The organism is Streptomyces sp. NPDC044984 (assembly GCF_040646935.1).
Lineage (GTDB): Bacteria > Actinomycetota > Actinomycetes > Streptomycetales > Streptomycetaceae > Streptomyces.
This window is the reverse complement of sequence record NZ_JBEZBE010000045.1, coordinates 35687-51095: the sequence shown is the minus strand read 5'-3', so window position 1 is coordinate 51095 and position 15409 is coordinate 35687. Positions and strand designations below refer to the sequence as shown.

The following is a 15409-nucleotide window of genomic DNA, read 5'->3' as shown; positions in this document are numbered from 1 at the left end:
CCGCTCGCCGACGCCCTCAACCACGTCATCGACAACGGCACCTACGCGAAGGTGCTCGAGCGCTGGGGCCTGACCGACGAGGCCGTGACCAAGTCCGAGATCAACCCGCCCGGCCTGCCCAGGACCGACGAGTAGCCCCGCCGGCGGTCGTCCGGCCGCCGCCCGTCCCCGCGCACCGGCCTCCTGCCAGGAAGGTACCCACTCGTGTCCTCAGCCGTTTCCACCCCGCTGCACCTCGCCGTCGCCCTGGACGGCACCGGCTGGCACCCGGCCTCCTGGCGAGAGCCCACCGCCCGCCCCCGGGAGCTCTTCACCGCCGGATACTGGGCCGATCTGGTCACCGAGGCCGAGCGCGGGCTGCTCGACTTCGTGACCATCGAGGACGGTCTCGGCCCGCAGTCCTCCCACTTCCTCGAACCGGACGACCGCACCGACCAGGTCCGCGGCCGCCTGGACGCCGTCCAGACAGCGGCCCGGGTCGCGCCCCTCACCCGGCACATCGGTCTGGTCCCGACCGCGGTCGTCACCCACACGGAACCCTTCCATCTCTCCAAGGCGATCGCCACGCTCGACCACGTCAGCAACGGCCGGGCCGGTGTGCGCGCGCAGATCACCGCGCGCCCGAACGAGGCCGCCCACTTCGGCCGCCGCACGATCCCCCGCATCGACGCCTACGACAGCCCGGCCGCGCGAGAGGTGATGACCGACCTCTTCGACGAGGCCGCCGACCACGTCGAGGTCGTACGTCGCCTCTGGGACAGCTGGGAGGAAGACGCGGAGATCCGGGACGTGGCCACCGGTCGGTTCGTCGACCGCGACAAGCTGCACCACATCGACTTCAAGGGGAGGCACTTCAGCGTCAGAGGTCCGTCCATCACCCCCCGCCCGCCGCAGGGCCAGCCCGTCGTCACCGCCCTCGCCCACCGGACCGTGCCGTACCGGCTGGTCGCCCGGCAGGCCGACGTCGGCTACGTCACCCCGCACGACACCGGGCAGGCCCGCGCGATCGTCGCGGAGATCCGTGCCGAGCAGGAAGCGGCCGGCCGCGCCGGACAGCCGCTGCACGTCTTCGCCGATCTCGTGGTCCTCCTCGACGACGACCCCGGTGCCGCGGCGGCCCGACGCGAGCGGCTCGATGCCCTCGCGGGTGAGTCGTACACGAGCGACGCCCGCGTCTTCACCGGCACGCCCGCCGCACTCGCCGATCTGCTCCTGGAGTGGCGGTCGGCCGGCCTCACCGGCTACCGGCTGCGTCCCGCCGTCCTGGGGCACGACCTTCCGGCGATCACCCGGAGCCTGGTCCCCGAACTCCAGCGCAGGGGAGCCTTCCGCCTCGCCTACGAGGCCGACACCCTGCGCGGGCTGCTGGGACTGGCCCGACCCGCCAACCGCTACGCCGCCTGAGCCGGAAGGACGCGACCGTCATGAGCAAGCCGCTGAAGCGGATCCACCTGGCCGCCCACTTCCCGGGCGTCAACAACACCACCGTGTGGAGCGACCCGGAGGCCGGCAGTCATATCGACTTCGGTTCGTTCGTGCACTTCGCGCAGACCGCCGAACGTGCCAAGTTCGACTTCCTGTTCCTGGCCGAGGGGCTCAGACTGCGCGAACAGGGCGGAAAGATCTACGACCTGGACGTCGTCGGCCGCCCCGACACCTTCACCGTCCTGGCCGCGCTCGCTGCCGTCACCGAGCGCCTCGGGCTGACCGGCACCATCAACTCCACCTTCAACGAGCCCTACGAGGTCGCCCGTCAGTTCGCCAGCCTCGACCACCTCTCCGGCGGCCGCGCGGCCTGGAACGTGGTCACCTCCTGGGACGCCTTCACCGGCGAGAACTTCCGTCGCGGCGGCTTCCTCCCGCAGGAGGAGCGCTACAGCCGCGCCAAGGAGTTCCTCGCCACGGCGAACGAACTCCTCGACTCCTGGCACGGCGACGAGATCGTCGCCGACCAGGCCACCGGCACCTTCCTGCGGGATGCGAAGGCCGGCTCCTTCGTCCACACGGGGCAGCACTTCGACATCCACGGCCGGTTCAACGTCCCGCGCTCCCCACAAGGGCGCCCGGTGATCTTCCAGGCGGGCGACTCCGACGAGGGCCGTGAGTTCGCCGCGGCGGGCGCCGACGCGATCTTCAGCCGGCACGCCACCCTGGAGGCGGGCCAGGCGTTCTACACCGACGTCAAGCACCGCCTCGCCACGTACGGCCGCCGCCCCGACGAGCTCCTCGTCCTGCCCGCCGCCACCTTCGTGCTCGGCGACACCGACGCGGAGGCGGAGGAACTGGCACAGGAGGTGCGCCGCCGGCAGGTCAGCGGTGCCACCGCCCTCAGGCACCTGGAGTTCGTCTGGAACCGGGACCTGTCGTCGTACGACCCGGAGGGGCCGCTTCCCGACATCGACCCGGACGTCGGCGACCACCACATCGCCGAGGGCCGTGCCCAGGTACGGATGTACCGCGACCCGCTGGCCACGGCCCGGGAATGGCGCGAGCTCGCCGCGGCCAACAACTGGTCCATCCGCGATCTCGTCATCAACACCGGCAACCGCCAGAACTTCGTGGGCTCCCCGGAGACCGTGGCCAGGAACATCAACCACTTCGTGCAGGCCGACGCTTCCGACGGCTTCATCCTCGTCCCCCACATCACACCGGGCGGCCTGGACGTCTTCGCGGACAAGGTGGTCCCCCTCCTCCAGGAACAGGGCGTCTTCCGCCCGGAGTACGAGGGCCCGACCCTGCGGCACCAGCTCGGCCTGGCCCACCCCGACGACGCACGCGGCGAGCGGCGGGCGGCGTCGTGAAGTCCGCCTGCCCGGCAGTGGCACCGCCGGGGCCGCTCCTCCCCGCCGCGGAAGGCATGACCTCCTCGCCCGACGAGCCCGACTGCCCGGCCGTCACCTCATCACCGGGCGAGCCGCCCACCCCGCCCGGTACTCCTGAAAGGTCCACCCACCATGGCCACCGTCCTCTCCGTCTCCGGAAGTCCCTCCGCCACCTCCCGCACCGCCCGGCTGCTGCGCCACCTGGACGAGCGGCTCATCGCGCAGGGGCACGAGGTGATCGCGCTCGACGTCCGCACCCTCCCCGCCGACGCGCTGCTCGGTGCCGATCTCCGGCACCCCGCGATCGTCGAGGCCACCGCCCTGTTCGACCGGGCGGACGGGGTCGTGGTCGGCACCCCGTCTACAAGGCCGCCCACTCCGGGCTGCTGAAGTCGCTGCTCGACCTGCTCCCGCAGTACGCGTTGGAGGGCAAGACCGTCCTCCCCTGGCCACCGGCGGCAGCACCGCCCACGTCCTGGCCATCGACTACGCCCTGCGCCCCGTGCTGAGCTCCATGGGCGCCTCGCACATCATCCCCGGCTGGTTCACGCTCGACAAGACCTGTGGGCCGGGATCGGGCTGGTGCGGGGTGGCGCGGGCACCGCGCTGGTCGGCAGCCACGACGAGGTCGCCGCACGGATCGCCGAATACCACCGACTCGGCATCGACGAGTTCGTCCTCTCCGGCTATCCGCATCTGGAGGAGGCGTACTGGTTCGACGAGGGCGTCCTGCCGAGGCTTCGGGCACAGGGCCTGTGGACCCACCCGTTCCGCCCCGGCGCGGTCGCGTCGTCGTCAGCGGCACAGGTGGCTTTCGCGGGCGTCGCGAGGCCGCGACGACCCACGCGGTGGGCGACTCGACGAGACGCCCGGACGCCCCCTCCAAGGCGCTGGAACAGCACCGCAAGGTCTTCACACCGACCAGGTTCCGCACCGAGTACCCCGTCGTGCGGGTCTGCCCCGAAACCGGTGAACGCAGCCTGATCCTCGGCGACTTCCTGCAGAAGCTCACCGGCTTCAGCGGCGCCGACCCCCGCGCGCTGATCGGCGTGTTCCAGTCGCACGTGGAGCGCCCGGAGAACACCGTGCGCCGGCAGTGGCGGGCCGGCGACGTCGCCATCTGGGACAGCCGCGCCATGCAGCATTACGGCGTGGACGGTTCCGACGACCACGAGCGCACCCCGCGCCGTGTCACCAGCGACGGCGACGCCCCGGCCGGCGTGGACGGCCGCCGCTCGGTGCTGCTCTCCCCGAGACGGTGCCCGAGCCCGTGTACGGCGTCGCCTCCGGCGCCTCGACGGACGGAGCTGTCGCGCGCGCGTGATCCGTCGACCGGTCCGATGCGTCTCCCACACGGACCGGTGGCCCGGGGGTCTGGTGGAACCGCCCGGTGCCGACGCGAACCCGGCGTCCGCACCGGGCGGTGGAGTGTCCGCGGTACGCGCTCTTGACGCGACGGGGGAGCAGCCGCACACTCCGGAGTGGAATCCCCAGTGAAAAGGTAGGGATGGTATGGGCCGTTCGGCGCGGGACCTCGACGAAGGTCTCCTCGCACCGGCATCCCTGCCTCTGCTGACCAGCCGCCGCCACATCGATCTGCTGCGCGTGTGCAGCGCGTCGACCGCACACCGCCGAACCGCCCACGCCCCGGCAGCCCACGGCGCCTGATTCCTTCTTCCACCGGACCCGGACCCGTGCCACGGGCCGGTGGCCGGCCCTCCGATGCTCCGCAGCTCCGGACACGCACCCGCCGACGCCGCCGGATGCTCCGGACCGGGCTACCGGACCGAGCGCTCCAGGGAGACGTAATGCCCGCCACCCACCCGACAGCCGTCCCTTCCCTCCGCGGCAGGATCGGTCGTGACGCCCGCAGCGGCTACCATGCTGCGCCCCGCCGCTACCGGCTCCACCTCGCACTCGCCTGCCCACACTGTCTCCGGATCGCGATCACACACAGCCTGCTCGGCCTGGACGACACCCTCCCCGTAGAGCCACTGCCGGCCGTGCCTGACGGGCCGGACGGCGGACACCTGGCTCTGCGCCCGCTGTACGAGGCGAGCGCGCATCGGTATCCCGGACCGGCAACGGCCCCGGTGCTCAGCGACGACTGGACGGGACGGATCGTCACTACGCACACCCCGGACATCCTCAGCGACCTGGTCCGGCACTTCGGCGGCAGCCTCGGCGTCGCCCTCCACCCGCCCGGTTCCCATGGCGCGATCCACGCCGTCGAGCGGCTCTGTGAGCGGGACATCGCCGCAGCCGCCCAGTTGGCCGGAAAGGCCGCCACCGACTGCGGCACACGCGACAGGGCACTGGGAACGCTTTTCCAGGGACTGGACTCGGTCGAACGAGCCCTGGTCCGCAGGCCCTACGTGCTGGGTGACCAGCTGACAGCCGCCGACGTCCAGCTGTGGGTGACGCTGCTGCAACTGGACACCGTCCACCGCTGGCACCTGGACGCCGGCGCGGTGCACCGCATCACCGACCACCCGCACCTGTGGGCATACGCCCGCCGTCTCGCGGAGCACCCCGCCTTCGCCGCGCATCTCGATCTGAACGGCATCGCGCTACGACACCACGCGCACTGCCGTGGCCGGGAAGCGGCGGGCGCGGCGGTGAGGATCCTGGACTGGGCACCGGAGCACACGGTGCAGGCCCCACGCGGACCCCTGGACCCGGTCCGGCAGACAGGCTGCCCCCAGGGATGAGGGCGAACTCCCACGCCGGCCGCGTGAGCGGCAGCGTTGCGCCGATGGTGTCCGGTTCAATCCCCTGGCTCCCGGGCCGGTGGTGACGCGAAAGTCGTAGTGCGGGTCCAGCGCGGCCAGGCGGTCGCACGCTTGTCGGAGCCGCGCGGCCGTGTCAATGGGCGGGACGTGGCTCCGTGCGATCTCCTGAAGCAGGCGTCCCAGCTCCGCGTGATGGTCGGCGAAACAGAACCGGCGCACAGCCGGGTGCTCGGCCGGTCGGGCCTTGATCCAGGTGGCCCCGCGCCGCGAAAGGGGAAACGAGAACCGCTGCTGAAGGCCGCTGAACCACTTCTCCCCGGTCGGGTCGAGATCGATCGGTACGAAGACGTGGAAGCCCGTCGGGGGCCGTGAGCCGTGCGTCTCTGCCGCCGTCGCCGCCTGATCCATCGACGCGCAGGAGCCGCGGGTGCATGCAGCTGACTAGGGCGGCGACGGCCTGTCCGTAGGCCCGTGGATCTCTCGGCCACTCCACGTCACCCACGCCTGCCACCCTCCGAGGCCACGAACCGATCTGGCTGATCTCTCACGGTGACGTCGGCCACTGACAGAGCCCTGGGAGCTGGCTGTGGGACTGGACCTGGCCTGCGTCACAGGGACCAGTTGGGGACCAAACGGCATGCGCGATGCCGAACTTGACACCGCGAAGCGCCCGGTATCCGCCCTGGAAATGGGCGGTTCATCCAGATAGTCCTTGTAGCCCGCACTCCTGGGGGCCGAGGGGTCGCAGGTTCACATCCTGTCGTCCCGACGTACAACGGGCCGCAGGCCCTGCTCGGGGCCCTGCCTCGCTTCGGCGAGGCAGGGCCCTCGGTCGTTCGAGGGGCCGCCGATCGGAGGAGCCCCGCATGCGGGGGGCCGGCCCGGGCGTGAGCCTAGGGCCATGAGTATCCGTCCATGGGTGATAGTCGAGGCTCCGGACCACCGGGGGCTCCGCCGGGTCGTCGTAGGCGGTAAGACGGTGGGCAGTGCCTGGTCACCGGCCCAGCTGCGGGACATACTCGGTCGCCTCGGTTATCCGGAGGACATGGACCTGGAGGATCCGGCGTCCGTGTACTGGCGCGGGGGAGACAGCGGAGAATGGCCCGACCGCGCCGGGCGAAGGCGCACGATCCTCGTGCTGATGGTGGCGGGAATGCTCGCTTCCATGGTCCTGAACATGGTGATCGGCTGGCCGGACGCCCTCGGCGCCCTCACTTTCGCGCAACGAATAACCGGGTCCCTGATTGTTCTGTCCGCTGTGGTGCAGGGAGCGGCGGTGATCGCGATGTTCGACTACTGGAGGAGGCGACAGCACAGAATTTCCGGGGCGGTCGCCCTGCTGGGGGTGCTTATCGCGTTCGCCACCGACGGTCTTCTGCTGTTGATATGGTTCGACGAAAAAGAATACACGCCTTATCTGCTGGTTTTCATGCCTCTTCTGGGATGGTCCCTGTGGGCGCTCTGGCTCCTCGTGCGGGAGAGGGCGTGGGAGGGGACCCCGCGACCGAAGACGTTTGCGGCCGGAGTGGTCGTCACAGCGGTTCTGACCGCCGTGAGCCTGGCGTACTCGACCATGTACCAGCCTGCGGCGGCACCTACACACTTCGTTCTGAAGGCAGAATTCGGCGAGCCGCAGGCCGACCACAGGAATCCGTTCGTACATGTCCCGCTGAAGTTCTACATGAAGAACGACGGAGGAATCCCGGTCTACATCATCAACAACAACTTCACCGTGTACGGCAGGGTCGCCGAGCCCTCTGGGGGCGAGGACCGGCTCAAGGAATGGAGAGCGAGTCTGGACGAGAAACACGAGGAGGACGCCGAACGCTACGTCAACCGGTTGAGATTCACCAAAGTGAGCAGTGGGCGTCTTTATCACCCGGGTTACTCGCTCGATGTCGGGCAAGAATATTCCATGGAGCGCGTGGTCCAGATACCGGTGAGCGCCGAGTTCGACACGGTGAACGTCGACCTGCAGATCACGTACATGAGGAAGGACCGTGGGAAAATCGACGTGGCTCAGTTCCGGCGCGCGCACCGTTCGTGGGACAAGAAGGAAGGCCGGTACTACTGCCGTCCGGAAAAATGTGGAGAAGAGCTCTACTACCACGGCAGGGTGCGGCACAACAACAACCTTGTCAATGTGACGCGCAAGCCGCGTTACGTGACGGCGGTCTGGTCCCCCGGAGGAACTCCCATGTACTCCATTTCGTCGTTCCACTTCGAGGGCTCGGTCGAGAGTTCGGAAGAGAGGAGGGACGTGGAAAGGTATGACGTCTCGACGGCTTACGCCGACACGGCGGTTCCCGTCGCGGAACTGCTGAGAGCGGTCGGAGACTGACCGGGGCGAGTTCCTACGCCTCCTCCTCGGCCATCTGGAGCCAGGTCCCGGCCTCCACCCCCTGCCGGTCGAGGTGCAGAGCCGACTGCAGGCAGTGAAGACCCGGAACGCCGAGGGTGCCGAACAGCTCGTCCGCCGGTACGACGTGGTCGAGCCCCGTGATGAGCCGTGCGACCTCGATCGGGGCGTTGTCGTACTTGTTGTTCTGCAACTGGGCCTGGACGTCGAGGGCGTCGGACCCGGATTCCTCGGCCTTCCAGTAGTCCTTCACCCCTTCGCTGTTCCAGCGTGCGGGAACCATTTCCTCGAGGCCCTGGGTGAGACTGCGCTCGGAGACGGATCCGAAGATGGCGTTGGTGCAGACTTCGGCCGACTCGCCGAGCGGCGCATCCGGCAGGCCCTGGGCCAGGGCGACCCTCTTCAGCTGCTCGTTCAACCGGGCGAGCTGTTCGTCCGCTTCCCTCCGGGCTTCTTCCCGGTCCTCGTCCGACACCGTGGGATCGCTGCTGTCCTGCAGTGAGGAACTGGCTTCGTCCGCGGTCTGCGCGAGACCGATCCGATTCCCCTCGGACGTCTCGGACCGGCCGGTGGTCTCCAGCGCGACGCCTATCGTCGCCGCGTCCTGGCGGGGCTGCTGCGCGGCGCCGCTCCCCCTCTTCGCCGAGCTCTCACCCGGCGCCGGGTACGAGTCTTCGTCCGGCACCAGGACCTGGTACACCTGGTTGATGCTGTTGACCAGATGCTCCCTCGGTTCCTGCGGCGTCCCGGAGGCGCCGATCAGGTCCAGGACAGAGGTGCACCTCCGCACGGTCAGGATGGTCACGGCCCGCTCCTCGGCCGGAACGCTCGGGTCGCTGACCGTGTCCAACGCGGAAACCATCCGTTTCACGACCCCAATCAGCTTTTCCCGCACCTCGGCGGGTGTCCCGGGGTCATTGATCACATCCAGTGCGGCGGCGATGTCCTGTGCGCTCTCGATGACTCCCTCCCTCTCCTGCGGTGGCACATCCGGGGCTCCCACCGTCTCCAGGACGTCAGTCAGTCGCGTCACGCTCGACGTCAGTTCTTCAGGAGCTTCCGCTATTTTCTGATTCAGTTCTTCAGTTACTTTTTCAATTTCTTTCTCCTGGTCCGTGACGGGATCGGGCATCGTCGGAGGCGAATCCTCTCCGGGGTCGGGTGACTGATCGGGGTCCGATGTTCCGTCCGTTCCCTGCGTATCACTCGGCGAGGTGTCGTCCGGCCCCGTCGGCCCCGTCGGCCCCGTCGGCCCCGTCGGCCCCGTCGGTTCTGTCGGCCCCGTCGGTTCCGTCGGCGGAGATTCCGTGGGTGTCGGCTCCACCGTCGGGGTGGCCGGAGAAGGCGTCGTCCGGGCGGGTATTCCCAGCGTGATTCCGTCGCCGGCGTGAGACGCGGCCGCGGCAGCCGTCAGACTTGCGGGAAACACGAGCGTCGCAGCCACGACGGATGCGCTGACAGCGCGTGATACATGTCGCCGAGTGGATGTGGCCATGAGGATTCCAGATGCGGTTGGCCTCGTACTGCGTCCCTCTCACGCGCTCTGTCCTTTTGCGGCGGCGCTGCGGAGAGATTGACAGGTGAATCGGGCGATATGGGGCCGATGTAATTCCACTCTTCACCCGCACGGCACGCCCCGCAACGCGGGGCCTCGCTGCCGCCGACACCCGCCGGAACCCGCCCGCCCACCCCGTCGTCGATGCCGTGCACCCCCGCCGCAGGGCTCGGCCGCGGTCATCACCGACCGCACGGACGCCGTGTGAACACCAGGCGTGGCGTGGGCCGGGAACGCCGCCCTCCCCCGAAGGCGACGTCCCCGGCCGCTCCCCCGGCGCCGGACTGTGGCTCGGATCTCCGCGGACGGCCGTCGCGTGCCGTCACCAGCACATGACCGCCGTCTCGCCCGGCCCCCACGCGGAGTACAGGCGGACACGGACGTAATAGCGGCGGCCCTTGACCAGCCGGGCCGCGATGGCCGCGTCGTGCGCGGTTCCCCCGTCGTCGTGGCCGGCGAGGAAGCGGGGCTCCCCGTCCCGCTCCTCGAAGAGCACGACGACCCGGTCGGCCTCGCCGAAGGTGCCCACCGTGTAGTCGCGGGTCTCCGGCGGATCGATACGGAAGTCCGCCTGCTCACCGGGGCCCAGACCCAACGGCACCGAACGGAACGGCACCAGCGGGGGCGGCCGCGGCGGATCGGCCGGCGGGTACCGGCGGAGCACGAACTCCTTGTCGGCGGGGGAGAGGGTGCCGGACGGGTACACACCCCCGTGGTACTGCTCCGGCTCCAGGATCAGCCCCGGCGGCAACGCGTACTGCATGATCGACTGCGGGTCCCAGACGGAGCTGTTGACCTCGTCCGGGCCGAGCCTGCGCAGGATGTTGTGGTAGGTCCTGTCCCGGCTCCAGTGGTTCGGCGGGCCCGCCAGCTCGGCGTACACGGCCTCGTCGTCCCAGTGGATGCCGGCGTACGGGCTCTGGTGCTCGTGCAGCATGCCCAGCACGTGCCCGATCTGGTGCAGGGCGGTGGCGCGTTCCCCCGGCGCGGTCAGGTCCCAGCCGAAGTTCATGGTGCGCTCGTGCACACCGACGCGGAGCGCGTCCCTGCCCACGGCCGACCAGGTGCCGTCACCGAGCTGGAACCCGATGCGCAGCTCCGCCTCGGTGCGGTCGCGGACCTCGGTGAACGTCAGGCCCAGCCCGAGCCCCCGCCACTCCTCGAAGCACTCGCGCACGACGTCCTGCTGCTCCTCGGCCCCGCCCCACGGAACCCACCGGGTCCGCCCGGTTCCGGGAACGGCGATCTCCGATCCCGCGGTGTCGCCGGAGAAGCAGTAGTGCAGCACGGTGCCGTTGACCCACAGCCGCCGCCCGCCGATCAGCGCGCCGAGCCGCTCGGCGGCCAGGCCCGGCGGATACGCGGGGGCCGGCTGCGGCGGCAGCGAGCAGTGGCGGACGGTCATGGATCACAGACTGCCGTGCGGTGCGGCCGGGCGCCTGAGTCGGGGTCTGCTCAAGTGGCCCTGTATCAGGCTTGAGTAGCCGTGCTCCTGTTCTCGTGACGACTTCGCGACGGGATGCCACCGGGCCGCACGAGCCGAACGGGAAGGAGGCGACGACCCTTCGGCCGCCCTGGCCGTTCACCGGCCGGGAGGGCGAACTCGACCTGGTACGACGCTCGCTGACCGGCGCGGGGCGCGGGCTCGTGGTGACCGGACCGGCGGGACGGGGCAAGACCCGGCTCGTCACCGAGGCGGTGCGGGGCACCGACTGCGCCCGCGTCACCGGGACGCCGGGGACCCGGCACCTGCCCTTCGCCGCCTTCGCCCCGCTGCTGCCCGAGCCCGCCACCCTGCACCACGCCCTGCGGCGGCTCTCCGGTGTGCGCACGCTGTTCGTCGACGACGCCCATCTGCTCGACGACGCCTCCGCCGCCCTGCTCCACCAGCTCGCCGTGCACGGACGCACCCGGCTGCTGGTCGTCGTCGCCGACGGCGAGCCGGTGCCCGCCGCCGTGTCCAGGCTGTGGACCGGGGAACTACTGCCCCGGCTCGCCCTGCCGCCGCTGCCCCGGGAGGACACCGCGCGACTGCTCGCGACGGGCACGGACCCCGCCCCGGAGCCGCTCACCGCGAACCGGCTGCACCGGATGTGCGACGGGGACCTGCGGCTGCTGCGGGACCTCCTGGACGCGGTACGCGAACACGGCCGGCCCACCGGGGCACCGGGCACCTGGCGATGGCGCGGTCCGCTGCCCCTGACCCCGGCCGTACGCGAACGCACCGCCCACCTCCTGGACCGCGCCCGCCCCGAGGAGCGCGAGACGCTCGACCGCCTCGCCTTCGCCGAACCCCTGCCGCTCGACGGCGACGACCTCGACCTCACCGTCCTGGAACACCTGGAGAGCGCGGGCCTGGTCCGCGTCGACGACCAGGGCGGTGTCCGCCTCGCCCACCCCCTGCACGGCCCGCTCCTGAGAGCCGCCGCCGGCCGGCTGCGCGCCCGCCGGCTCGCCCGCACACCCGGGGACTGCGCCCCCGCCCTGGAGGCCGAGTCGGCGGAACTGACCCGGCGGATCGAACGGGCCGACGTGGCGGCGGTCCCGGCCCCCGTCGGAGACTGGCTCGTGGGCGAGGGGGCACCGGTCCCGGCCGGGTACGCGGCCCTGCGCGCCCGGTACGCGCGGCTGCGCGGCGCACTGCGGGAGGCGGCCGCATGGGCGCGCGAGGGCCTGCGCACCGCCCCCGCCGACCCGGCCTGCCGCACCGAACTCACCCTCGCGGAGGGGACCCCGGAGGCGTACGGCGACCCGTACGACGCCGTACGCCTCGGCACCCCCGAACGGGCCGCCGGCCGGCTCACCGGCGTCTTCGCCGACCACGCCGACGCCCTCGCGCGGGCCGACGGGCCCGCACTGGACCGGGTGGGCGAGGAGTTCGAGCGGCGGGGCTTCCTGCTGTTCGCCGCGGAGACGCACGCGCAGGCCGTCTCCGCCCACCGGGAACCGCACGCCGCCCGCACCGCGCGCACGCGTGCGGCCGCTCTCGCCCGCCGCTGCGAGGACGCCCGCACGCCCGCGCTCGCGGGACTGGTTCTCGGTGACCTCACCGCACGTCAACGGCAGATCGTCACGCTGGCCGCGGAGGGGCTGAGCAACCGGCAGATCGCGGAACGCCTCACCCTTTCCGTTCGCACGGTCGGAAATCACCTGTACGGGGCGTACACCCGGCTGGGCACCGTCTTGCCTCGTCAGACCGCCTGACGGCGCGGGGATCATTCTTCGTCGGCGGGATCACGCCGCCCCGAACGCGGTGAAGGCCCACCCCGTGGCCCGGTGCAGCGCGTCGGCCGGAAGGCCGGCACGGGCGTCACGCAAGGCCTCCGCCAAGGACAGGCCGGTGTCGAGGGCCTTGTGGAGGGCCACCATGAGGGGGACCACCGCCGCGTCGTTGACGGGGGCGCTGCACGCCACCACCCCCGCCGTGCCCAGCGGCAGCAACGCCGTGACCAGACCGAGAAGTTCGTCGGCGCCCACCGTGGCGAACCGCGCGGTGTCGCAGCAGGACAGGATGATGCGGTACGGGCTGCGGTCCAGCCGCTCGAAGTCGTGCACGATCAGCGGGCCGTCGGCCATCCGCAAGGAGGAGAACAGCGGGCCGTCCGCACGGAACGTGCCGTGCGCGGCGATGTGCGCCAGCCCCGCCCCGTCCAGCTCACGCAGCACGCGCGGCACCGTCGCGTCGTCGTACTCCAGGACGGTCGCACCGCCGTAGCGGCCGGCCAGCTCGGGCACCTCCGCGCCGCCCGTCGCGAGACCCGGACCGCGCACCAGCACCTGGCGCTCCCCGGGCGGCGGCACCGTCTCCTTCGCGCGCAGCCAGCTGCTCGCCGACGGCGACACGCTCAGCACCCGCTCCCGCAGCGAGGGCAGCAGCGCCCACGGCACCCGGTGCAGCCGTCCCGGCGGCACGATCACCACCGGGCCGTCACCGAGATGTGCCGCGGCCGGACCGAGCAGCAGCTCCTCCAGCCGGCGGCCCGCCGCCTCCACCACCGGCAGCCGCGCCTGCGCCCCCGGATGGGCCAGCCGCCGCAGCCCCGCCTGCACGTGCTCGGCCTCGGTCTCCGCCGCCGCCAGCAGCCCGGCCTCGAACCGCCGCACCCTGCCCTGCCCGCACAGCAGCACCTGCACCCGTCCGTCGAGCACGGCCAGTTCCACCAGCTGTCCGTCGTCGCTGTCGCCCAGCCGCGCGAGCAGCCGGCCGACGTCGAAGCCGTCCTCGTCGCCGGGGGCCTCGCCGCGCATGTGCAGCGTCCGGGAACGGATCTCCCGCTCCAGCCGCCGCTGTTCCCGCTCCAGCGCCGGCACGGGCCTGCCCTCCATGCGGGCCTCCTCCGCGCGGGCGGCGATCTCCCGGTAGGCGGTCATGCCGGTGAGCAGCGCCGGGTCGGCGGGCGGCCGGGTGGGCGGTGCGGACAGCGCGGTGGCCCGCCAGCGTTCGTTCCACACCAGCAGCCGCCGCGGCCCGCCCGAGACCAGACTGGCCTTCTGCGCGAGCGCGGCCAGCTCCGCGCCCTGCGCGGTGGCGCGGGCCCGCAGCTCCGAGGCGCCCAGCGTCATCCGGTGGTCGTCGAGCACGTCGAGACCGCGCCGGCAGGCCTCAAGGACGCCCCGCGCGGAACCGGCGGCCCGGGCCCGCAGCGCCTGCGCCGCCCAGCCCGTCATCCGCGCGAGCGGCGGCCCGCCGTGTCTGCTCCGCGCGGCGACCGCGAGATGCCGCTCCGCGTCCGCCGTCCAGCCCAGCTCCAGCGCGATCCGGCCGGCGAGCAGGGACGCCTCCGGGGCGGCCGGGGCACCGAGCGCGGCCAGCTTCTCCGCCACCGCCGCCGCGTCCGCGACCAGCCGGCCCGAACCGCGCCCGGCCGCGTGCCGGGCCCCGATCAGCACCAGCCGCGCGTGCGCCTCCCACCAGGTGCGCCGCTGCCCCGAGAACAGCCGCACCGCGAGCGCCGCGCGGGCGATCGCGGTCCCCGGCTCATCGGCCAGCCGGGCCGCCCGCGCGGCGGCCAGCAGCAGTTCCGCCCTGCGCGTGGACTGCCCGCCGATCCCGTCCAGCGCCCGCAGCGCCGCGTCCGCCTCGGCCAGCGCCTCCGCGGCGAGACCGGCCGCCATCAGCACCTCGCAGCGCCGGATGTTCAGCATGAACGTCGGCGTGCCGAGCTTGGCGTACCGCTCCTCCGCCTCGTCGAGCAGCCGCAGCGCCGCCGGGACGTCGCCCGCGCGGAACGCGGCCAGCCCCCTGCTCTCCACCGCGTCCGCCTTGTCGTGCTCCTGCCCTGTGGTGTCCCACAGCGCCTCGGCCGCCGTGAAGTCGGCGTTCGCCCGCTCCACCGAACCCAGCGCCAGGTGCACCGTCGCCCGCAGGGTCAGCGCCCGCGCCGTCCAGATCACGTCGTCGGCCTGCCGCAGCACGGGAATGGCCCGCCGTACGTCCTCCAGCGCCTCCTTGTGATGGCCCAGCACCCACCACGAGTACGCCCGGCGGAACAGCACCCGCGCGCGGGTGTGCCCGGTGCCGCGCTCGACGCCGCGCCCCAGCGCGTCCATGCCCTGCCGGGTGCGCCCCGCGTGCACCAGTGCGACCCCGAGCGTGGCGAGGACGTCCGCCTCCCGCTCGGCCGAGTCCGCGCGCGCCGCCCAGGCCCGGGCCCGGCGCAGATGCGCCAGGGCCAGCCGCATGTCGCCGAAGTCCCGCTGCCAGATGCCGATCACCTGATGGGCGACGGAGGCGTGCAGGGGCGGTGGACGGTCGCCCAGCACCTCTTCCGCCCTCGCCAGCGCCTCACCCGGGGCGGCGAACACCATCGGCAGCAGTTCCAGCACCGTGTCGCTTCCGGCTGTCACCCCACGATGGTAGTGGTCCGCAACCACGCCTCACAGACATGACGTTGTATCAAGCGCCCGCTCCCCGGCTCTGCATACACGACAGCTCCGCGGC

8 protein-coding genes and 4 pseudogenes are annotated in these 15409 nt (G+C 71.9%); 9 read left to right on the top strand and 3 right to left on the bottom strand.

Annotation, left to right across the window (positions count from 1 at the left end; translation table 11 throughout):
• From AB0A94_RS33970 to AB0A94_RS33935, 8 genes and pseudogenes are all read left to right on the top strand, one after another.
• Positions 1-135, top strand: a pseudogene (locus tag AB0A94_RS33970) (ABC transporter substrate-binding protein); the annotation flags it as partial.
• Positions 136-204: 69 nt separating this feature from the next.
• Positions 205-1404: an LLM class flavin-dependent oxidoreductase gene (locus AB0A94_RS33965; protein WP_361750200.1), complete on the top strand. Its 1200-nt coding sequence runs from the start codon at positions 205-207 to the stop codon at positions 1402-1404.
• A 20-nt stretch (positions 1405-1424) separates the two neighbouring features.
• Positions 1425-2801 carry an NtaA/DmoA family FMN-dependent monooxygenase gene (locus AB0A94_RS33960; protein ID WP_361750198.1) on the top strand — a complete coding sequence of 459 codons (1377 nt, stop codon included), beginning with the start codon at positions 1425-1427 and terminating at the stop codon, positions 2799-2801.
• A 153-nt stretch (positions 2802-2954) separates the two neighbouring features.
• Positions 2955-3381, top strand: a pseudogene (gene ssuE, locus AB0A94_RS33955) (NADPH-dependent FMN reductase); the annotation flags it as partial.
• A pseudogene (locus tag AB0A94_RS33950) lies at positions 3381-3596 on the top strand (alkanesulfonate monooxygenase); the annotation flags it as partial. The pseudogenes ssuE and AB0A94_RS33950, both read left to right, overlap by 1 nt.
• Positions 3597-3688: 92 nt before the next feature.
• A pseudogene (locus AB0A94_RS33945) lies at positions 3689-4146 on the top strand (TauD/TfdA family dioxygenase); the annotation flags it as partial.
• A gap of 484 nt (positions 4147-4630) precedes the next feature.
• Positions 4631-5533 carry a glutathione S-transferase C-terminal domain-containing protein gene (locus AB0A94_RS33940; protein ID WP_361750196.1) on the top strand — a complete coding sequence of 301 codons (903 nt, stop codon included), beginning with the start codon at positions 4631-4633 and terminating at the stop codon, positions 5531-5533.
• Between the two features lie 922 nt (positions 5534-6455).
• Positions 6456-7895 carry a Yip1 family protein gene (locus AB0A94_RS33935; protein WP_361750194.1) on the top strand — a complete coding sequence of 480 codons (1440 nt, stop codon included), beginning with the start codon at positions 6456-6458 and terminating at the stop codon, positions 7893-7895.
• Between the two features lie 13 nt (positions 7896-7908).
• Here the strand turns inward: AB0A94_RS33935 and AB0A94_RS33930 are convergent, their stop codons facing one another.
• The gene (locus tag AB0A94_RS33930; RefSeq protein WP_361750192.1) at positions 7909-9045 is read right to left on the bottom strand and encodes a hypothetical protein; all 1137 of its coding nucleotides are present in this window, start codon (positions 9043-9045) and stop codon (positions 7909-7911) included.
• Positions 9046-9790: 745 nt separating this feature from the next.
• On the bottom strand, positions 9791-10873 hold the full coding sequence (locus AB0A94_RS33925; protein WP_361750190.1) for a hypothetical protein: 1083 nt from the start codon (positions 10871-10873) through the stop codon (positions 9791-9793).
• Between the two features lie 95 nt (positions 10874-10968).
• Here AB0A94_RS33925 and AB0A94_RS33920 point away from each other — a divergent pair, with 95 nt between their 5' ends.
• Entirely contained in the window at positions 10969-12672 is a 1704-nt protein-coding gene (locus AB0A94_RS33920) for a LuxR family transcriptional regulator (RefSeq protein WP_361750188.1), read from the top strand.
• Between the two features lie 30 nt (positions 12673-12702).
• Here the strand turns inward: AB0A94_RS33920 and AB0A94_RS33915 are convergent, their stop codons facing one another.
• Entirely contained in the window at positions 12703-15276 is a 2574-nt protein-coding gene (locus AB0A94_RS33915; RefSeq protein ID WP_361750207.1) for a CHAT domain-containing tetratricopeptide repeat protein, read from the bottom strand.
• Positions 15277-15409 lie beyond the last annotated feature (133 nt).